General features: G+C 45.1%; 20 protein-coding genes and 1 tRNA gene. 1 reads left to right on the forward strand and 20 read right to left on the reverse strand.

The genetic code is table 11. From position 1 onward, the window contains the following. Positions 1-164: 164 nt before the first annotated feature. The 16 genes from prfB to ACAW68_09100 all read right to left on the reverse strand — a co-directional run bounded on the left by prfB (position 165) and on the right by ACAW68_09100 (position 18,420). Positions 165-1,280: a peptide chain release factor 2 gene (gene prfB / locus ACAW68_09025; GenBank protein XGA15597.1), complete on the reverse strand. Its 1,116-nt coding sequence runs from the start codon at positions 1,278-1,280 to the stop codon at positions 165-167. A gap of 75 nt (positions 1,281-1,355) precedes the next feature. Next, on the reverse strand, positions 1,356-3,722 hold the full coding sequence (gene secA / locus ACAW68_09030; GenBank protein ID XGA15598.1) for a preprotein translocase subunit SecA: 2,367 nt from the start codon (positions 3,720-3,722) through the stop codon (positions 1,356-1,358). Between the two features lie 190 nt (positions 3,723-3,912). Continuing rightward, positions 3,913-5,409, reverse strand: a complete 1,497-nt coding sequence (gltX, locus tag ACAW68_09035) for a glutamate--tRNA ligase (protein XGA15599.1) — start codon at positions 5,407-5,409, stop codon at positions 3,913-3,915. Between the two features lie 79 nt (positions 5,410-5,488). Next, entirely contained in the window at positions 5,489-6,592 is a 1,104-nt protein-coding gene (locus ACAW68_09040) for a PIN/TRAM domain-containing protein (GenBank protein XGA15600.1), read from the reverse strand. An 11-nt stretch (positions 6,593-6,603) separates the two neighbouring features. After that, positions 6,604-7,977, reverse strand: coding sequence for a DNA repair protein RadA (gene radA, locus ACAW68_09045; GenBank protein XGA15601.1), 1,374 nt, complete (start codon positions 7,975-7,977; stop codon positions 6,604-6,606). A 13-nt stretch (positions 7,978-7,990) separates the two neighbouring features. Beyond that, positions 7,991-8,533: a dUTP diphosphatase gene (locus ACAW68_09050; protein XGA15602.1), complete on the reverse strand. Its 543-nt coding sequence runs from the start codon at positions 8,531-8,533 to the stop codon at positions 7,991-7,993. Positions 8,534-8,633: 100 nt separating this feature from the next. After that, positions 8,634-8,912: a GNAT family N-acetyltransferase gene (locus ACAW68_09055; protein ID XGA15603.1), complete on the reverse strand. Its 279-nt coding sequence runs from the start codon at positions 8,910-8,912 to the stop codon at positions 8,634-8,636. A gap of 13 nt (positions 8,913-8,925) precedes the next feature. After that, positions 8,926-9,468: an NlpC/P60 family protein gene (locus ACAW68_09060; protein ID XGA15604.1), complete on the reverse strand. Its 543-nt coding sequence runs from the start codon at positions 9,466-9,468 to the stop codon at positions 8,926-8,928. A gap of 54 nt (positions 9,469-9,522) precedes the next feature. Beyond that, positions 9,523-10,599: a LysM peptidoglycan-binding domain-containing protein gene (locus ACAW68_09065; GenBank protein XGA15605.1), complete on the reverse strand. Its 1,077-nt coding sequence runs from the start codon at positions 10,597-10,599 to the stop codon at positions 9,523-9,525. A gap of 376 nt (positions 10,600-10,975) precedes the next feature. Continuing rightward, the gene (locus ACAW68_09070) at positions 10,976-11,983 is read right to left on the reverse strand and encodes a zinc-binding alcohol dehydrogenase family protein (GenBank protein XGA15606.1); all 1,008 of its coding nucleotides are present in this window, start codon (positions 11,981-11,983) and stop codon (positions 10,976-10,978) included. Positions 11,984-12,082: 99 nt separating this feature from the next. After that, positions 12,083-12,799 carry an acetolactate decarboxylase gene (gene budA, locus ACAW68_09075; protein ID XGA15607.1) on the reverse strand — a complete coding sequence of 239 codons (717 nt, stop codon included), beginning with the start codon at positions 12,797-12,799 and terminating at the stop codon, positions 12,083-12,085. Between the two features lie 53 nt (positions 12,800-12,852). After that, a complete protein-coding gene (alsS, locus tag ACAW68_09080; GenBank protein ID XGA15608.1) occupies positions 12,853-14,541 on the reverse strand; it encodes an acetolactate synthase AlsS in 1,689 nt (562 codons plus the stop codon). Positions 14,542-14,770: 229 nt separating this feature from the next. Next, positions 14,771-15,724: an L-lactate dehydrogenase gene (locus ACAW68_09085; GenBank protein ID XGA15609.1), complete on the reverse strand. Its 954-nt coding sequence runs from the start codon at positions 15,722-15,724 to the stop codon at positions 14,771-14,773. A gap of 169 nt (positions 15,725-15,893) precedes the next feature. Beyond that, entirely contained in the window at positions 15,894-16,445 is a 552-nt protein-coding gene (locus ACAW68_09090) for a hypothetical protein (GenBank protein XGA15610.1), read from the reverse strand. After that, a complete protein-coding gene (locus ACAW68_09095; protein XGA15611.1) occupies positions 16,439-17,104 on the reverse strand; it encodes a hypothetical protein in 666 nt (221 codons plus the stop codon). The genes ACAW68_09090 and ACAW68_09095 overlap by 7 nt, the downstream gene beginning before the upstream one ends. Further along, entirely contained in the window at positions 17,104-18,420 is a 1,317-nt protein-coding gene (locus tag ACAW68_09100; protein XGA15612.1) for a glycosyltransferase, read from the reverse strand. Before ACAW68_09100 ends, ACAW68_09095 begins: the two co-directional genes overlap by 1 nt. Positions 18,421-18,612: 192 nt before the next feature. Between ACAW68_09100 and ACAW68_09105 the strand changes: the two genes are divergently transcribed. Then, positions 18,613-19,098 (forward strand): VIT1/CCC1 transporter family protein, encoded by a 486-nt coding sequence (locus tag ACAW68_09105; protein XGA15613.1) that lies wholly within the window; start codon positions 18,613-18,615, stop codon positions 19,096-19,098. Positions 19,099-19,164: 66 nt separating this feature from the next. On the opposite strand, the gene ACAW68_09110 is transcribed toward ACAW68_09105, so the two are convergent. From ACAW68_09110 to ACAW68_09125, 4 genes are all read right to left on the reverse strand, one after another. Continuing rightward, positions 19,165-19,236, reverse strand: a tRNA-Gln gene (locus ACAW68_09110). 92 nt (positions 19,237-19,328) lie between these two features. Beyond that, positions 19,329-19,793, reverse strand: coding sequence for a MarR family winged helix-turn-helix transcriptional regulator (locus ACAW68_09115; protein XGA15614.1), 465 nt, complete (start codon positions 19,791-19,793; stop codon positions 19,329-19,331). Positions 19,794-19,942: 149 nt separating this feature from the next. Next, the gene (locus ACAW68_09120) at positions 19,943-20,380 is read right to left on the reverse strand and encodes a universal stress protein (GenBank protein XGA15615.1); all 438 of its coding nucleotides are present in this window, start codon (positions 20,378-20,380) and stop codon (positions 19,943-19,945) included. Between the two features lie 15 nt (positions 20,381-20,395). Beyond that, entirely contained in the window at positions 20,396-21,766 is a 1,371-nt protein-coding gene (locus ACAW68_09125; protein XGA15616.1) for an Nramp family divalent metal transporter, read from the reverse strand. Between the last annotated feature and the right edge of the window lie 80 nt (positions 21,767-21,846).

The raw sequence follows: 21,846 nt of genomic DNA on the forward strand, positions 1-21,846 counted from the left end.
CTAAACAATGTACGAATAATACCACGATGAGCGTCGCTTTGCCACCGACTTCATGAATCCATGTTAAACAACTCGTAAATTCGCCACAAACATTTCGACATATTCCAAATTTAGTCATTTCTACAGAAAAGGACCGCCAAACACAAGTTTGGCGGTCCTATCGTTTAATCTGGGTTTTGTTCAGCTAGCTTCCAACGTAGGTATGAATTAATGAATGGATCCAAATCACCATCCATTACACCTTGTGGGTTACCTGATTCAAAGTTCGTGCGGTGATCCTTAACCATGCGGTATGGTTGGAAAACGTATGATCGGATTTGTGATCCCCAACCGTTTTCCAATTGCTCGCCGGCAATCGATGCACGTTCCTTTTCTTTCTTATCCATTTCCAATTGATACAACTTGGCACGCAACATAGCGTAGGCCGTATCCTTGTTTTGGAACTGTGAACGCTGTTGTTGTGAGGCAACAACGATACCCGTTGGAATGTGTGTCAAACGCACAGCTGATGACGTCTTATTGATGTGCTGTCCACCGGCACCAGAGGCACGGTACACGTCCATCTTCACGTCAGCTGGGTTAATATCAACTTCAACCGAGTCATCCAGTTCCGGCATCACGTCAATTGAAACGAATGACGTGTGACGACGGCCAGCTGAGTCAAATGGTGAAATACGGACAAAACGGTGTACCCCACGCTCTGAACGTAGGTAACCATAAGCGTTGTGCCCCGTAATCATCAACGTTGCTGAATCGATACCGGCCACATCACCAGGGTGATAATCCATGATTTCGACCTTAAAGCCGTGACGCTCAGCCCAACGTGTGTACATACGTTGCAAGTTGGCACCCCAGTCGGCAGACTCTGTTCCACCAGAACCTGGGTGAATTTCCAAGATAGCATTGTTCTTGTCATACGGCTCGTTCAACAATTGCGCCAAACGGTAACTTTCCAAATCATCTGACAACTTTTGCAAGTCCGCTTCCATCTCGGCTTGCATGTCTTCATCAGGCAATTCAGCCAATAGTTCAAGCGCCGTCTCAACATTCTCTACGCCAGCCGTCAAGTTCAAGTAGTCATCACGGCGGCCCTTCAAGATATTGTTGGCATCAATCACCTTTTGCGCCGCAACGTTGTCATTCCAGAAATCTGGGTGGACCATTTCATCTTCATTGGCCGCGATTTCATCGTTCAAAGCATCCAAGTCAAGAGACTCACCAAACTTCGTAATCTCTTCTGACATCTCAGCTAATGAGCGACGTGCTTCTGATAGCTCCATTTTCTCTATAACCTCAACTCTCTAATGCGAAAAAGGAAAGCCAGTCGTAACTAACTTTCCCCTCCAATAACATTTTTAGGCACGTAGGTTTTGACGGATTTCTGACTTCATGAATAGACGCGTTGCATCATACTCAATACCAGCAATCATTTCTTCAAACATACGGAAACCTTCGTTTTGATACTCAATCAATGGGTTCAATTGACCATAACCACGCAATTGGATAGCATCACGCAATTGGTTCATGGCGTCCATGTGGTCCGTCCATTGTGAGTCAACCACACGCAAGATAACAACACGCGTGAATTGTAGCATTTGCTCATCATCAACCAAAGCAGAACGCTTGTCTTCGTAAACTTCCTTGGCACGGCCGTACAAGTAATCCTTGATTTCTTGTTGGCTCTTGCCTTCAAGGTCAGCAACCGTAATTGAATCCTCAGGAATCAAAACAGCACCGGCGAAGTCGACGATTGATTGCAAGTCCCATTCTTCAGTCTTACCCAAAGCATGACGATCAACAACACGTCCGATAGTACGCTCAACCATTGGCAAAATAACATTGCGCAATGACTTGTCTTCATCGATAACTTGGTTACGGTTTGCATAGAACGTGTTACGTTGTTGCGACATAACATCATCGTATTGCAAAACGTTCTTACGTGAATCGTAGTTGTTACCTTCGACACGCTTTTGTGCTGACTCAACAGAGCGTGTAATCAAGCGGTTCTTGATCACAGCATCTTCATCAGCCAAGTTCATGCGTTCCATCATCGTCTTGATACGCTCACCACCGAAACGAATCATCAAATCATCTTCCAATGACAAGAAGAATTGTGAGTATCCCTTATCACCTTGACGACCAGCACGTCCACGCAACTGGTTATCGATACGACGAGATTCGTGACGCTCAGTTCCGATAACGGCCAAACCGCCCAAATCAGAAACACCAGGGCCAAGCTTGATGTCAGTTCCACGACCGGCCATGTTAGTGGCGATTGTAACGGCACCACGTTGACCAGCGTTAGCAACAATTTCAGCTTCCTTGGCGTGGTTCTTAGCGTTCAACACGTTGTGTGGAATGCCTTCACGGTCCAACAATTGTGACAACAATTCTGATGTCTCAACGGCAACTGTACCAATCAAAATTGGTTGACCCTTGGCGTGCAATTCCTTAACCAATTCAACAACGGCCAAGAACTTTGAGCGCAAGTTAGGGTACAACAAATCTGGTTCGTCGACACGTTGAATTGGACGGTTCGTTGGGATTTCAACAATTTCCATGTTGTAGATCTCACGGAACTCTTCCGCTTCAGTCTTGGCCGTTCCAGTCATACCTGACAACTTCTTGTAACGACGGAACAAGTTTTGGTACGTGATTGAAGCCATCGCACGGTTATCTTCTTGGATTTGAACTTGTTCCTTGGCTTCCAAGGCTTGGTGCAATCCGTCAGAGAAACGACGACCTTCTTGAATACGTCCTGAGAACGCATCAACCAACACAACTTCACCATCACGGACAACATAGTCCTTGTTGTTAAACATCGTGTAGTTAGCACGCAATGATTGATCAATGTGGTGAGTCAAAGCCGTGTTGCCTGAATCGTACAAGTTTTCAAGGTTGAAGTAACGCTCAGCCTTCTTGATACCTTCGTCTTGCAACAAAACCGTCTTTGATTCTTCGTCGACCGTAAAGTCTTCTTCCTTCGTCAATGACTTAACGAAGCGGTCCGCACGAATGTACAATTGCGTGCTTTCTTGTGCTGGTGCACCAGAAATAATCAATGGCGTACGAGCTTCGTCAATCAAGATTGAGTCAGTTTCGTCGACCAATGCGAAGTTCAATGGACGTTGTACACGATCTTCCTTACGGGCAACCATGTTGTCACGCAAGTAGTCAAACCCGATTTCTGAGTTAGTCGTGTACGTAATATCTGCGTTGTACGCGGCACGCTTCTCATCTGGTGACATCTCTGAACCGTTGATACCAACCGTCAAACCAAGCCACTTGTACAATTCACCCATTTCCTCACCGTCACGAGCAGACAAGTACTCGTTAACCGTGACAACGTGAACACCTTCTTGTGGCAACGCGTTCAAATAAACCGCCATTGTGGCCGTCAACGTCTTACCTTCACCGGTACGCATTTCGGCGATGTTTCCACCGTGCAACACAGCAGATCCCATGATTTGCACACGGAATGGGTACAATCCCAAGACACGGCGTGCACCTTCACGGACAACCGCGAATGCTTCTGGCAAAATATCGTCCAACGTCTTACCTTGCTTCAACAAGTCACGCAAGTAAGGCGTCTTTGCTTGTAGTTCTTCATCAGAAAGGGCTGCCATCTCATCGGCATGTGCTTCAACTTGATCCGCAAGGCGGTTCAAGCGACGCATTGTCCCCTTATCACTCTCAATAATTTTACGTAATGGATTAGCCATCTTTTACCTATTCCCTCTTGTCTTCACTAGCTGCTACAGCTAATGGTACTAATAAATATTTTAACACACTCGTAACGCCGATTGTGTGCATTATTTTTGAATATGTGGTAAGTGGCACCAGGTCGGACACACACCAACAACAAAAAATCCAGCACCCAAACGGGTACTGGACTTAATTTGTTGTTTAATTTTACAAGAACTCGCGGATGTTTGCGATTGTTTGCTCGCGTCCTAGCAATTCTAGCAATTCACCAAGGTTTGGACCTTGCTCCTCACGCGTCGTTGCAATACGCAATGGGTTCCACAAAGCACGGGCCTTGACGTCCATTTCGTTTTGAATCTCGCGGATTGCGTTCAAGATTGCAGCAGCCGTGAACAATGGCATTGCTTCCAACTTCTCGATGAACAAGTTCAACATAGCTGGTACGTTTTCAGCAGCCATCCATTCCTTAGCTGAATCAGTAATCTCATCAGCTGCAGGCATTTCGAAGAAGACAGGCTTTACCAAAGGCACAATTTGTGACGTGTATGATACACCGTCCATGTATACGTTCATCACTGAACGCAACCATTGCATCTTCTCAGCCGTCAATTCAGCTGGGTTAACCAAGTCAGCCTTAACAAGTTGTTGCATCATCTTGTCGAAGACCATGTTTTGGTCAGCCGTCTTAATCCATTGGTTGTTGATCCATTCAAGCTTCTTGTTATCGAACTTGGCTGGTGACTTTGACAAGCGAGCCTCGTCAAACATCTTAACCAATTGGTTCTTGTTGAAGATTTCCTTCTCACCAACTGGAGACCATCCCAACAATACGATGAAGTTCAACATTGCTTCTGGCAAGTATCCCAACTCACGGTATTGCTCGATAAATTGCAAGATTGACTCGTCACGCTTTGACAACTTCTTACCCGTCTCAGCGTTGATGATCAACGTCATGTGACCGAAGATTGGGGCTTCCCAACCAAAGGCTTCGTAAATCATCAATTGCTTTGGCGTGTTTGACACGTGGTCATCCCCACGCAAAACGTGTGAGATTTCCATCATGTGGTCGTCAACAACAACGGCGAAGTTGTACGTTGGCATGCCATCAGCCTTTTGGATAACCCAGTCACCACCGATAGTGTTTGAGTTAATCTCAACGTGACCCTTAACGATGTCATCCCATGCGTATGGCTTGTCTTCAGGCACACGGAAACGAACAACGGCTGGCAAGCCCTTAGCTTCTGCTTCGGCTTGGGCAGCGGCGATTTCCTCGTCGTTCATGCCTTCGTATTCGTAAACGTAGTGTGGAGCTTGCTTAGCAGCAATTTGTGCCTCACGCTCTGCTTCCAATTCTTCAGATGTCTTGTATGACTTGTATGCCAAACCACGATCCAACAAATCTTGAATCAATGGCTTGTAGATGTCCAAACGTTCTGATTGACGGTATGGACCATACTTTCCTGGGTTTGCTGGAGACTCGTCCCAGTCCAATCCCAACCATGCCAAGTTATCCAACTGTGACTTCTCACCATCCGCAATGTTACGTGCTTGGTCAGTGTCCTCAATACGGATAACAAATTCACCCTTGTGGTGACGTGCGTACAACCAGTTAAACAATGCCGTACGTGCGTTTCCGATGTGTAGGTGCCCAGTTGGAGATGGAGCGTATCGAACACGAATCTTCTTCTCAGTAGTCTCAGCCATTCTGTCTATTCCTTCTTTTCTGTTTATAATACCGCTTACTAATATACCGCGGTTTTTCATGGGTTTCAATGTTAATTACTTAATCCACCACAATACCGAAGATCATACGTCCAGCATCGGTTTGCAAAGCGGACGTTACTTCAACGGTAACCGTTTCTTGTAAGTGGTCGCGACCTTCTTCAGCGACAACCATCGTCCCGTCATCTAGGTAACCAACCGCTTGTTGGCGCTCAGTTCCATTCTTAACCAACGTCACCGTCAAACGATCACCAACCGCCACACGTGGACGCAAAGCCCCCGCCAACTCGTTAATGTTCAAGACTTCAACGTTTTGGAACTTCGTTACCTTGTTCAAGTTGTAATCGTTCGTTACCAAGATACCGTTAACATCTTGTGCAAGACGAATCAACTTTTCATCAACTTCTTTGATGTCTTCGTAATCACCTTCCCACATTTCAAGTGGAATGGCATCTGTTTCACGCAATTCATTCAAAATGTCCAAACCACGACGGCCACGGACACGCTTGATTGATTCACCAGCATCAGCAATGTATTGCAACTCATACAAGACAAAGTTCGGTACCAACAAGGTTCCCTCGATAAAGCCAGTTTGCACCAAATCAGCAATACGGCCATCAATCAAGATGTTGGTGTCCAAGATCTTGTAGTGGTGATAGTTCGTCTCTTCATCAGACAACACATCGCTTTGATTTGCTGATCGACGTGGACGAACACGCTTTGTCATATTGTTGAAGTTAGGAACCAACGTACGCCACTCATCAATACGCGTTGTTCCAAGACGGAAACCAAGGTACCCAAATAGCAACATCACAAAAACTGGAATAACTGCACTTAAAAAGAAATTACCTGTGCGTTGCAATGGGACGGTTACCAAAACAGCCAACGCCAACCCAATCAAGGTTGACACTGAACCAATCAACAAAACAACTGGCGACTGTTGATTCAAGTAGGCTTCAATCTTGCGAATGCCTTGATCAACTGGACGCCATAGTGCCAAACTCAATAACCAAAAAATAACGGCACCAATAATAAAGTTCACGATGGCATTGTTTAGCCAAATTTGATCATGTTGATTCATAATCCGCCAAACAATCGGCATTAACGTCACCGCCAAGCCACCACCAGCAACAAAGAATGCTGCTTGAATAATTCGTTTTCGCATAAGCTTCCTCACTAATCCAGTGCCAAACGTAGCGCATCCGTTAACGTTGCGACACCGATAACTTGAATACCAGAAATTTCTTTCATCATATCAACTGCATGCTTTGGGACAAATACGCGCTTAAAGCCCAATTTCTTAGCTTCAAGAATACGGTCAACAACATTAGGCACGCGACGAATCTCACCAGTCAATCCAATTTCACCCACAAAGGCATCCGTTGGACGAGTACCCTTGTCACGGTAACTTGAGGCAATTGCAATGGCAATCGCCAAATCAATGGCCGGCTCATCTAATTTTACGCCTCCAGCAGCACGAACGTACGCATCTTGATTTTGCAATAGCAAATTGGCACGCTTTTCCAAGACTGCCATCAACAATGAAATACGATTACGATCGATACCTGAAGCAGTACGTTGCGCATTACCAAAGACAGTTGGCGTCACCAACGCTTGAACTTCAACCAAAATTGGACGTGATCCTTCCATCGCAATCACAACCGCTGAACCACTAGCATCATCTAGACGTTCTTCCAAGAAAAGACCAGATGGGTTGGTCACTTCAGCCAAACCACTCTCGTTCATTTCAAAGACACCCAACTCATTCGTTGAACCGAAACGATTCTTGACGGCACGCAACAAACGGAAACTACGTTGGTTATCACCTTCGAAGTACAACACGGTATCAACCATGTGTTCCAAAATCTTAGGACCAGCGATAGCACCGTCCTTTGTCACGTGACCGACGATGAAGATGGTAATGCCATTCGTCTTGGCAATTTGTAGCAACTCAGCCGTCGTTTCACGGATTTGGGCAACCGATCCAACCGCTGAAGAAACATCAGGTTGTTGCATCGTTTGAATTGAGTCAATGATGACGTAATCTGGCTTCGTTTCGTCAATCGCCTTGCGAATCTGCGTCATATCCGTTTCAGGATAAAGGAAGAAATCGGCATCCCCCTTCACACCCAAACGTTCAGCTCGCAGCTTGATTTGTGACGCACTTTCTTCACCAGCGACGTACAAAATCGTGCCACCATGGTTTGCCAATTGACTTGAAACTTGTAGCAGCAATGTTGACTTACCAATTCCAGGATCACCACCGATTAGCACCATTGAACCAGGTACGACACCACCACCTAAGACACGGTTGAATTCATCAATCGACGTGTCGACACGTGGCGTTTCTTCGATGCTAACCTCGCCCAAACGTTCAACGCGAGCGATTTGACCAGCCAAGTTAACGCGTGACTTACGGTCTGCCTTTTCTGGTTGTACAACTTCTTCAACGAACGTGCCCCAGGCCCCACAGTTAGCGCATCGTCCCATATAGCGTTGTGATACATATCCACAATTCGAACATACAAATTGTGTTTTCGTTTTAGCCATAGCCTACACCTCTCTAATTAACGCCGGAGCTACCAAAACCTCCCGTGCGTTCTTTTTTCTCTTGCAACTTATCATTATCTGTTACTAGGAATGGCATAAAGATACCTTGACCGATGCGTTCGCCCTTTTTGATGTGAACATCGCGCAATCCCCAGTTAGTCATTTGGATAAAAATTTCACCTTCATTTTTATCATTATCAACGTAATCGGCATCAATAATGCCCACACCGTTTGGCAAAATCATGCCACGCTTTAGTGGGCTTGATGAACGATTCGCAATCATTAAGTACTCGTTTTCGCCCATGTAGGCTTTAATGCCCGTCGGTACTAGGAGGGGCTTTAGAACCGCGTTTGCTTCCTCATAGTCAGTCGCCGTCAATTCTTGCTTCGTCGCCAAATGCACCAAAATTTTGACAAATGGCAACTTCCAAATTGATGGTAAAACAAAATCCTCTGCCGCTTCAAAATCATAACCGGCTGCACGGCGTGTTGCACGCTGTGGCAAATTCAAATTGGCATCAGCATATTTTTTAACTACTGCAAATCCACGTTCCATATAGTTTGCCCCCATTTTATTAAAACTATCTCAAGTATAACGAAAAATGACTCAAATTAAAAAGCACACCGGCCTAAAACCGCGTGCTTTCAAATAAGTCTTAACCTTTTGCCTGAATTTTCTGATACTCAGGATTCATAAAGAACGCCTTTCGGGCATATGAACAAACTGGGCGCAATGTCACCCCGGCTTCTTCAGCCATCGAAACAACCTCCGCTAACATTTGTCCCGCAATTCCCTGTCCGCGTAAACTTGGATTTACATACGTGTGATCAATCGACCATGTTTGGCCATCGTTAATTTCGGGAAACAAGATTTCAGCATCTAGTTCCCCATCAGTCTCGTGAAATAGTCGACCCGGTTCCTTCGTAAATTCCATTGTCATCCCCCTATTAACGTACTGACAACACCATATCAGGCTGCCAATTATAATCAATCGTGCGCTGTACAACTTTCCCCGTCATCAAGTCAGCCGTGATATATCGGCCACCTCCAATGTAAATACCCACACTGGTTGGCATCATTTTACCACCCCAGACTAACATATCCCCTAGAATTGCTTGATCAGCCGGCACTTCATTGAAAATATTGATTTGCTTGGTGATATCACCAGGCAAAGACAAGCCATACACATGATTATAGAAATAAATGTTTAACCCGGTTGCATCAAAACCAGTCGCCAGATTAATCCCCCCGTTTTGGTATGGCACACCGACAACGCGGTTAATCACCGGCCAGAAGTTTTGGCGCAACTTATCCATAATCATTTCCATCAATGTCTGCTGAACGCGTGCCCCCTGCATACGTTGTGCAAAGAAAGAATTTGTGATGCGGAACAACGTTTCCTCGCCCGGCATGGCAAATTGCAATTCAGCATCTACTTTACCCATGTCATTTAGGTGTCTAACGTTTGTCTCTGAAATTTCGTATGGCATAACTAACCTCTCGTTTTACAAAAAAAGAGCCCCAAAAGAGCTCTTTTAACCTGTTTACTTGTGGATGAACAAGTGACCAGCAGGTGAAATCGTACGTTGGTGGTACAACATTCCTGGGGCGTAGTTACCTTCAGAAATCGTAATTGTACCGTCGGCGTTAACTGATTCTACGACACCAACGTGACCGTAGACTGAAACACCACCAACACCTGGCGTAAACCAGATAACAGATCCTGCGCTTGGCGTTGAATCAACGTGGTGACCGGCGTTAACAGCTGACGTTGTCCAGTCAGCTGCGTTACCCCACCAGTTACCAACCCAGTCCAAGTGACCCTTGGCGTACCACGTGCATTGTCCGTATGGGTATGTGTTGTTTGTCGTTGAAACAGAGCCTGAGTTTGTGTAGTCGTTGTTGTTCGCTTCATCATTGTTTTGTGAAGCTGATGCGTTGTTATCAGTGTTTGCTGATGACGCATCACCTGACACACGCAAGATGTCGCCTGGGTGAATCATTGACGTTGCTTGCAAACCGTTCAAGTTCAACAAGTCAGTCAAAGACATACCGTGGCTGTTTGCGATGGCCCACAATGAGTCTCCTGCCTTAACCGTGTATTGGCCGTTTGAAGCAGGTGCTTGCGTGTTTGCTGAAGAGTCAGCTTGGCTATCGTTTGACGTTTGGTTGTTATTGTCAGCAGCTGGTTGACCAGACAACTTCAACGTATCACCTGGGTGAATTGTTGATGACATTTGCAAACCATTCAATGAAAGCAATTCTGAAAGATTCATACCGTGGTTGTTCGCAATGGCCCACAATGAGTCCCCTGCCTTAACCGTGTACGTTCCCGTTGCTGCTGGGTTCGCTGCGTTGTTGTTGGCATTGTTTGATGCTGCGTTGTTGTTGTTTGAGCCAGGCAATTGCAATTGTTGACCAACAAAGATCATGTTGGCATTTGACAAGCCGTTAGCTGAAACCAAATCTGCAACCGTCGTGTTGTGAGCCGCAGCTAGTGCGTACAACGTATCCCCCGCCTTAACCGTGATTGAGTCAGCTGATACAGCAACCGCTGATCCAGCCAACGTCGCTGCGGCACCGGCCGTAACTAGTAATGTATTCTTTACAGATGCATTCATTCGTTCATACTCCCTTGCATTAAGTACCGTTCGTCTTTTTAGACTTTTAATAATTTCTTTACTTTTAGTACATCAACTATTGTACGTGAAAGAAGTTGCATTCAAATGCATTTATTGTTGCCTTATTATGACTTTTGTTACATTTTCTTTACATGTTCACAATTAGAATCAAAGCCTTATATAAAGGGCTTAACAGCTTCTTAGTCAACTTAAAATTTTCTAATTTCGCGAAAAAACTGTTAGGTGTGACACCTTTGAAACATAAATGAAATATACAGTCCAGACGCCTTGTTCTCACCGGTTTCACAATTCCATTTTGCCTGTTACACATATAACAAAAAAGACTTGGTTTTCACCAAGCCTTTCATTATTGTTATTAAAATACAATCGCTAGCTTACCATTTACGGCCCCAGCAGCAACCTTTTCCTGCGCAGCGAGAATATTTTCTGCTGTCATGCCATTCATCGTTTCCGTCAACGTTGAACGGAGCGTTCCCTTGTCTGCCAATTGCGCAGCTAGTGCCAACGCATCACCTTGTGACGCCATATCAACATTGTAGCTAGCCTTTGCGAACATGAACTCCCAGTCCAATGAAGCTGCTTTATTCTTAATCAACCCAACTGGCATTGGGTCAACTGACTCAACAATCGCCCCGATGTGTCCAAATGCCCCGATAAGCTCAGCTGCTTGTTCAAAGTGTGGCTCTGGTGCGTGCAAAATGGCAATGTAAGGCACTGTATCAAAGCCCAACATGTGCATCTCAGCAACATAATCATCGCGGTGGTTAACCACATAATCTGCACCAAGGGACTTTACCCATGTCACCGTTTCTTCGCGTGACGCTGAGGCAATCACGGTCATGCCCATCCACTTGGCCAATTGAATCATGATTGATCCAACACCACCAGCACCGTTAATCACAAGCAACGCCTTACCTGAGGCAGCGTTCTCAGCCACCTCAAGGCCAAACTTATCTGCAAGTAGCTCGTATGCTGTTAGGAAAGTCAAAGGCAATGCAGCGGCTTCTGCATCAGACATCTTTTCAGGTGCCAATGCCGCCAAATCCTCATTAACCGCTTGGAACGTCGCATTAGACCCAACACGACCCAATTGTCCGGCATAGAAAATGCGGTCACCCACCTTAAACTTCGTTGCCTTTTCACCCACAGCAACCACTTCACCAACTGCATCGAAACCAAGTACGCGTGTTGCATTGCTTGTAACGGCAGCATCACGTTGCTTGGCGTCAACTGGGTTAACCGCAACCGCAGCCACCTTGACCAGTACATCCTTCTCGGCCAATTCTGGCACTGGAATATTCATTACAGCCAACGGTGCGTTTTCATTAGCCGTCGTAACGACAGCATCCATAAATTCAGTCATGATTTCTCTCTTTGCTCCCAATATAAAATTCACTCACCGTCTATTTTACGCTACAACACAGAAAAAGACAGATGCTAGTCGCATCTGTCTAACATTCAACTAATCCTTCTTGCTACCTTCAGCTGCGTGAATCGCATCATCTAGGCCATTCATATCAAGGCTGTGTTCACGAAAGGCTTTGTTTTCAATTGGCAAATGCAATTCGTAATCAGCGAAGATTGTGAGCTCACCTGACAATTCCTTGGCGTTAAATTCCAAGACGTGGCCACCAAACTCGCGATCATCACTTAGGAAGTGCACGTGCCATCCAGCGGCAACCACACCATGATACAACTCTGGTGAGTAGTAGCCGACAAGCGTACCAGACACATTGTCACGGTCAAACACCGGTTGATTTTCTGATAGCTCAAGCAATGACGGAAACGGCTCAGATGCCTTTGGTGCCACACGAACCTTCACGTGTTCAAAATCACCACGCAAGACAATGGCTGAAAAGTTGTTGGCCAATTTACGCTCATCAATCACGTTAATGTGATCCATATCAACGTTTTGCAACGTCACGGTTTCAGTTGCATCGTTATTGTTGTGCACCGTTGCAAATGGAATCATCGCATCCATATCTGTGATGTGATTAACCTTTCCCGTTTGGTCAGCTTGATAAACTTCACCATCGAGGATGATGACTTCACCATCGACACCGTGCAACGTACCAATTCCCGTGTCACCATGCTCAAGCAAATCCCCAGCACGCATCGTACCGCCCAAAAGACCGGCCATAAGTGCTGCTAATGTACTGTGTTGAAAAACGACTGCCATTGTATCCTCCTTATTTTGCAAAAAAGGTGCCCAAGCGGACACCTTTTCGACGATTAAATTTCTGATTCAATCAATTGTGACATCAATTCGTAGTTGTGTGAGTAATCAACAGGAACTTCCACAACAACTGGTCCTTCAGTCGCAAATGCTTCATCCAAAACAGCATCCAATTGGTCAGGCGTGTCAACACGCAATCCCTTGGCACCAGCTGCTTCAGCAAACTTCACGATGTCGATATCCGCAATCTTAACACCAGCTGACTTACCGTCGTACTTCATTTCTTCTTGGAACTTAACCATGTCATAGTGGTGGTTATCTTGCCAAACAATGTGAACCGTGTTCAAGTTCATTTGTACGGCCGTAGCCAACTCAACACCAGAGAAGAAGAATCCACCGTCTCCTGAAACAGACACAGCCTTAGCGTTAGGACGAACCATTGCGGCAACCATGGCCCATGGCAATCCAACACCAAGCGTTTGCATACCGTTTGAGATCAAGAAGTGACGTGGCACGTATGACTTAAAGTGACGTCCCAACCACAAGTAGTGTGATCCAATATCTGACGTCAACGTCATCTCATCCGTCATGTGGTTTTGCAATGACTTGATAACGTTCAATGGGTGGTTCAAACCGGCATCAGCTGGCGTGTACTTTGGCTCGTCTGCGGCGCGCAAAGCAGCCTTCAACTCAGCCAACTTGTTTTGTGAGGCAACTGGCAACTCGTAACCAGCAACCTTATCCTTCAAAACTGACAACGTATCAGCCAAGGCACCAACCAATTGACGCTCTGGCGTGAAGTTATTATCAATTTGAACAGCTGCCGTATCCAAAGCAACGATGCGCAAGTTAGCATCCTTGTTCCAGTTACGTGGCTCGTATTCAATGGCATCATAACCAACCGTCACAACCAAGTCTGATTGCGCCAACAATTGGTCACCCACTTGGTTACGGAAGAATCCGATACGTCCAAAGAACGTCTTCTCTTCCAAATCACGTGAGATAACACCAGCACCTTGGTACGTCTCAACAACCGGCAAAGTCGTTTGCGTCAACAATTCGTGCAAAGCATCCGTCGTTGCATCGTCAGAACCACGGGCACCGACCAACAAAACAGGCATTTCTGCTTGCTTGATTTGTTCAGCCAACCAAGCAATGTCATCAATCGCAGCTGAACCCATACGGGCAGGAGCTACTTGTGGCAATGCCTTGGCGTCAACAACCGCATCATCAACGTCTTGTGGCAATGAAACGAAAGCTGCTCCTGGCTTTGGACCATTAGCTTGTGCAATCGCATTAGACAAGATTTCTGAAATGTTGTTTGGGTCTTGAATTTCAACAGAGTAATTCGTAATTGGCTCAAACAAAGCAGCTGCTGGCGTGCTTTGGTGCGTCAAACGGTACAAATCCTTACGTGGCACTTGACCACCAATGGCCAAAACGGGATCGTTTTCAGCGCTAGCCGTCATCAAACCTGATGCCAAGTTTCCAACTCCAGGACCTGACGTTGCGATAACAACACCAGTCTTACCAGTAATACGGGCAAAACCTTGAGCCATAAAGGCAGCGTTTTGTTCGTGACGCGTAACAACCAACTTTGGTGAAACTGCGCCTTCAGCTGGGTGCTCCAAAGTTTCAAACAAACGGTCAATCTTGGCACCTGGAATACCAAATACCAAATCAACGCCGTGGTTGTTCAAACTGTCGACAACTAAGTCGGCACCGTACTTCTTAATCTCAGACATGCGTTTTTGTACCTCTTCAAATAATTGCTTTACATACTTAATAATTTGTATTGTACGCTTTCTTTTTGGAAATGAGTAGTCATAAACCTTCTTGTGAAATTAAGCATAAGAAACTAGCCCCAGTTTAATAACAATAAGCATTTTAAAGTTTTTGAGTTTGTGAAATTTCGGCAAGCAGTACAAAAAAATGGTGAACCCAAGCGGATTCACCATTTCTAATGTTTGATAATTAAGCTTCCAAACGTGCGAAGCCACCTTCAGCGACTTCCTTCAACGTCTTAGCTGAAGCAGCCATCTTAGCAGCTTCTTCTTCTGACAACGTTGCTTCAACAACAGCTTCAACACCGTTTGCACCGATAACGGCTGGCGTTCCGATGTAGATGTCGTTCAAACCGTATTGACCGTCCATCCAAGCACCAACAGGCAATACCATCTTCTCATCACGGAAGATAGCACGCGTGATGCGAGCCAATGACGTTCCGATTCCGTAGAACGTTGCGCCCTTACGGTTGATGATTTCGTATGCCTTGTGGGCAGTCTCGTACAAGATTTGGTCCAAATCTTCGTCTGAGATACCTGCTTCTGCAGCCCAAACCTTCAAAGGACGTCCACCGATTTGCGCTTCGTCAAAGTTAGCGAACTCTGAGTCACCGTGCTCACCCAAGATGTAAGCATCAACGGCTTCTGGAGAAACGTTGAACTTCTTAGCCAATGCCATACGCAAACGTGCAGTGTCCAATGACGTACCTGATCCGAATACACGGTTCTTTGGGAAACCAGAGAACTTTTGTACGGCCATCGTCAAGATGTCAACTGGGTTAGCAGCAACCAAGAAGATACCGTTAAATCCTGATTCAACGATTGGTGACACGATTGACTTGATGATCTTCAAGTTCTTGTCAACCAAGTCCAAACGCGTCTCACCTGGCTTTTGTGGGGCACCGGCCGTAATAACAACCAAATCGGCGTCCTTAGCATCGTCGTATGAACCTGAGTAAACGTTCTTGTTGAACGTCCAAGGAGCAGCGTCCTCCAAGTCCAATGCGTCACCTTCAGTGCGCTCCTTCATAATGTCAACGATAACCAATTCCTCGGCGATACCTTGTTGCATCAAAGCAAATGCGTATGATGATCCAACCGCACCGTCTCCGACAAGAACAACCTTTTGGTGGTGTTGTGCCATGATTATATTCCTCCACGTACCTGATATAAGTTTTAATTCTTATTAAGTTTATCACAAACAACAAAGGTTGTGAATGTTTTGTGAAAACTAGGTGTCCCGTAAATGGTGCGGTCCAAAATCGTGATAAAAAAGCGCTTGTGAAACAATTATTCACAAGCGCTTTCAAGCATTAAATTGTATTTGGACTGTATTCCTTGGCTTGATTATCCTCAGATGCCCAAACCTTGTCGATTTCATCGTAGTAGAGATTATCCGTTGGCTTAACCACAATGTGTTGTGCCTTGGTATCACCATTCACTTGGAAAGTTTCTTCTACAAAGAGACGCTTCTCGTAAACGTCGTGCAAGTGTGCCACGCACTCTTGCTCTTCGTTATCATAAGTAAACATGTTGGCATTAATTTGATTGCGAACAATGAAGCTAACACCAATTGTCAACGCAAGCATCGACAAAATGACCGTTGCTAAATTAGCGATCAACACTGGCCAGTAGCCACTCACTGCCAAGAAGTGATACTTAGAATTTGGCGTTAATGCCAAGTAAACTTGGAACAGCAAAATCAAAAATGGCACTGCCGTAATCGTCCAAGCTAGAATCATCATCAATGTTTGGCGCACACGCAACCATGTGCGGCGTTTCTTTTCCAAACCAGTCTCTTTTGTATCTTTATCTAGGTAAGTGTCGTAAACCAACGTCTTATCAAAGCTGTTCTTCTCTACCATATTCTCCCCCTCGCCGTGCGGCTGATGTCATCACGGATAACATCAACCGTCTCATTCGGCTTAAATCGATAGCGGTTCACAATCTTATAAAATTGGAAAACCGGTGTATCGATAATTAAATCTTCGCGATCATCAACTGACTGCATGAAATCTACGATATCTTGCGTTGTCTTAAATGCCCCAACACGAACGTTCATCAATACTGCATAAATAATTTTTTCAGAAGTAATTGCACGCATTGGCAATCCTTCACTTGCGTATATCGCTTGAATTTCCATGATGTAATCGTTAGACAACTTAATATCATCGATCAACGCATTCAATTCATTGGCATGCTTCGCAAGAGCATGCCCCGAGTAAATTCGGGCAATTGGGCGACCAATCAGATAAAGGCCCAACCCGAATCCCATGACACCAATAGCTAGCATGATGACCATGTTATCTTGTTTACCAAGCAAAGCATGCATCAGAGTAGTCCCCCAATACAAGTACATTGCGACAATGGCAATCACCAGCGCCAAGCTATCAGCCAATCGATTAGCGACTTGGCTAATGCGATGAACGCGACCGTCCAACACATCACGCATTTCTTGCGTCGTTTGGTTGATGGTCTTATTCATCGTCAAAATCTGATTAAATTTTTCAATCCACTGATCCATCACTTGTCATCCTCCGTCCCGTCAAGGTTCGTTCTTTCAGGTGATGTCCAAGTACCACTACGTCCAACAATCAAACGATTGATGAAACGTGGAATGGCCAGTACTGTCGTAACTGGTGACAAAATCCAATAGGCCCAGACGTACCAACCAGCAAATCTGAAGTACTTATTGGTATCATCCCCAAGTTCCGACCCATAGTTAAGCGACCACCTCAATTGCAACATTCCAAAGATAAATTGGAAAATAACCAAAGCTGAAGCCACCGTCGTGAAGACGTATAACTTCTCCCACGAGAAATCTACGAAAATATAGAAGAATGTGATGATCATCGAGGCCACCCAGAATAGTGACCAGATGGTTGAAATGATGTTATCCAACAACAAGAAAATCATTGGGAACGTCTTGCGTGGGTGCGTCAAAATCTTCAACCAGTAAGCCGTCACAACGTCCATCGAACCAATGGCCCAACGGATACGTTGATTAACCAATTGCTTAACCGTCGTTGGCACATCCATATATGAGAACGTGCTTGGACTATAAGCGATACGCCAACCGCGTGATTGGATGTCCCATGACATGGCGATATCTTCAGCGGCCATGATTGTGTCCCAATAACCGGCATCAACAACCGCGTCACGACGGTACAAAGCCGCCACACCAGAAACTGTAAACAAACGACCAATCGTTGATTGCGCACGCTTGATAAGCCCGATGATTGAGTTATATTCAACTAATTGCAACTTCGCCAACATTGATGAACGATTCATCGGCGTTGGCGCACCAGTAACGGCGCCAACACGGTTAGCTGGTGAAAAGTCTGTATCCATCAACATGTAAGCCATCATATCTTTGAGGCCATCCCCAATGATGAAACTGTCAGCATCAATTCCCAAGAAAAATTCAGCATCGCTATAAAACGCTGCTTGTGTAATCGCGTGCGCCTTACCCATGTTTTCTTGAATTTCAACCAGGCGCACACGTGGATCTTTTTCTGTCCATTCCAACACAATTTCATTCGTTCGGTCAGTCGACCCGTCCGACGCAATGATTAAGTCATAATTTGGATAGTTCAAGTCGTAAAGCATACGACGGATTGTATTATCAATTTGTAGTTCTTCGTTGTGTGCCGCAACCAAAATCGAAACCTTTGGCAAAACCATCCCTTCTGGAATGACCGGCGTATTGGTTTTAATCATGCTACGATATTTAATCGCGCCCACAATCCAAACAATACTTCCGAAAATCGGGTAGAAAACAAGTAGCGAAACCAACAAAACAGTCAGCGAGCTATCACTAAATGTATTTTGTATAAACATAGACTCTCTCTTTGTCCCGTTTTTAAGAGTATACAACATTTTACTCATTTTTTGTTCGTAAAGCTCTAATAGTCGTGCATATTTTTTTATTTTTTAAAAAATAAATTCAACAATACGTAAAATGTGTGCTAAATAATCACTTTTGCCTTGTACACTATTATTACAACTCGTAACTAGATTCGGAGAACTGGTATGAAAAAGTATGTTTCAGCAATCGTTTATGGTGGGTTAGACGGCATCATTACCACTTTTGCAGTTGTCGCTGGATCTGTCGGCGGTAGCGTTTCAAATATTGTCATCATCATCTTAGGTTTTTCCAACCTGTTAGCTGACGGTTTTTCAATGGGGGCTGGTGCCTACCTGTCGGCCACCTCCGATAATAATCAGTCCAAACGAGAAGCTTTGACGGACGGTATTGCGACATTCATTTCGTTTAACGTATTCGGCTTAATCCCATTGGGCGCTTACCTCATTACGAACGCGCTCATTCACGATAAAGCGATCGCCTTTCCGATTGCCTTCGTCATCGTCGGTGTATCCTTGGCGCTGCTAGGCTGGGTTAAGGCTAATCTATCAGAGCAGAAAGTCCGAACAGAAATTCTACGGACGCTTTCTGTCGGTTACGTCGCAGCTATCGTGGCTTACGGTGTTGGTAGCTTGTTGAATTATTATTTGTAAACAAAGAAAAACGCTACTATGCAAGGTGAAATCCCTCGCATAGTAGCGTTTTTAATGTGTATTTAACTGGGCATACTGGATTCGAACCAGTGCATGACGGTACCAGAAACCGTTGCCTTACCGCTTGGCTAATGCCCAAAATCAACTTCTATATCATACAACACACACTATATCGATTTCAAGTCCGAAAAGAAAACGACCAGGTCCCCTCAAACCTGGTCGTTTCTGTCTTAACGCTCTTCTAAATTGCGCGCCTTAATTTTAGCCTTGGTCTTTGATACGACCTTATCATCGAACTGGCGGATGAACGCCAATACCTTGTGGGCTTGCTCTTCCCCAAAAGCTTGTACCCAACCATCAAAGCGATTCTCAACTCGCTTCGTTACAATGGCTTCAACCTCTCGACCGCGCACTGTTAGATGTAACAACATACGACGACGATCAGCCGTATCCGGTTCTTGATAGATGAATTCCTTCTTAAGCAACATCTTAATTTGTCGTGACACCGCTGCACGGGTCACATGGCGTCGTTCAACGACATCCGTCAACGTCAACCCGTCCTGTTGCGCAATGCTATGCATAATCAAATACTGCTCGAATGATAGTCCGTAATCCGCTGCCGGCTCAGACACAACTTCATCCAAGTATTTCAGAGTCGACAAATACGCGTCGATATACTCGCTTAAAAGCTCCATTACTGCCTCCCAAAAATATCCCAAAGATTTTTATAACGCTAACTATTGTACAGTAAAGCACATGCATTGTCAGCCGAAAAAGAGGATAGTCACTCGCCGTATGAAAAAAGAGAACTGCTATGACTAGCAATTCTCTTCTGAATCATTATTTATCGAACAATCATCACTGTAATTGGGGCGTTATTTGCCACATAGCTTGATTGAGAACCGAAGTACTTCTCAGCACCCTTTTGTGAGTGTGATCCAATCACAACCATGTCGGGGTTAATTGAAGGAATCACATCCTTCACGATAACCTCACCCGGCTCACCTTCAGACAAAAGCGTCTCAATGTTTGGAACACCGGCGTCAACTGCCACTTGGCGGTAACGCTCCAATGCCTGTTCAACATCTTCACGAGCTGCTGCGTTCTTTTCCTTTGAAAAGTAATCGAACACATTCATTTGATCAGCTTCAAACACTGACAAAATCGTGAGCTTAGAACCATCTTCTTGCGCTTGGTGAATTGCGTTCACCAAGGCCAATTGACCAAGTTCTGAATCGTCAACAGCTGCTAATACGTGCTTGAAATGCTTTGCTTCTACCATAAGTTTCGTCTCCTATTACTTAAATAGCGGTGCTAGTGTGTTGAAAATCAATTGGATATTCAATCCCGTCAAGATAATCGAAATTGCATATCCCAACCAAGTTGCCCACTTAGGATTTACAAACTCACCCATGTACTTCTTAGATGACGTAAAGTAAATCAATGGGAACATTGAGAATGGCAAGGCCACTGACAAGAAGACTTGTGAGTAAACCAACAGCTTATCCAACGCACCTTCTGTCGCCCCGAAGACAATCGCGAAAATGATAATCGGAATCAAAGCAATTCCACGCGTTAGCAAACGTTGCAACCACATTGGCAAGTGCCAGTGCGTGTAACCTTCCATGATGATTTGACCAGTCAACGTTCCAGTAATCGTTGAGTTTTGTCCTGATGCCAACAAGGCAACTGCGAACAACATACTCAAGACCGGACTCGCAATGGCACCAACAATTTCCTTGTTGTTCAAGGCATTGAACAAATCACCAAACGCTTCCAAATCTGATCCGTGACCGAAGAACAATGCAGCTCCGACGATCAATAGCAATGAGTTAACCACGAACGCTCCCGTCAATTGGATGTTTGAATCCCAGGTCGTAAAGCGAATCGCTTCCTTAATGCTGCTGTTAGATGAACGATCAATCTTACGCGTTTGTGAGATTGATGAGTGCAAGTACAAGTTGTGTGGCATAACCGTGGCACCAACGATACCAAGGGCCAACATCAACTGTCCGTGCTTCAAGATGTCACTGTGTGGCACCAAGTTCACGGCAACTTCACCCATGTCAGGCTTAGCCAAGACTGCCATGTATAGGAAGACAAGCAAGATAACCGCAATCAGCGTAACAACGATTGCTTCAATCTTACGGAACCCTAACTTCATCAATAGCAATAATAGCAAAACGTCTAGGGCAGTAATAATCACACCCCATAGCAATGGCAAACCGAATAGCAAGTGGATGGCAATCGCTGCACCGATAACTTCGGCCATTTCAGTTGCCATGATTGCTAGCTCAGTCATAATCCATAGAATATATCCAACGAACTGATTAGTAGAGTCACGTGTCATTTGGGCCAGGTCTTTCTGAGCCACAATTCCTAGTTTAGCCGCCATATACTGCAACAACATCGCAATTAAACTAGACACTAAGATCACAGACATCAATAGATAGTGGTATTGCGCACCACCAACGATTGATGTAATCCAATTACCTGGGTCCATGTAACCCACAGCAACCAACGCTCCCGGCCCACTCCAGGCCATCAACTTACGCAAAAATCCGCCGCCTTGTGGAACTTCCACTGTGCTGTTGATTTCCGCCAAACTTGGACCACCAGACGCTTGTGCGTTTACGTCTGCCGGATCCTTTACTGAATTTTCGCTCATCAGTAAATATGCCTCCTTGTTTTTTGGTACGACTCATTATCTTACTAAAAGTATCTTTTGTAAACCGCCAAAGCCTGAAA

This window comes from Weissella confusa (assembly GCA_041871065.1).
In the GTDB taxonomy this organism is placed as follows: Bacteria; Bacillota; Bacilli; order Lactobacillales; family Lactobacillaceae; genus Weissella; species Weissella confusa_A.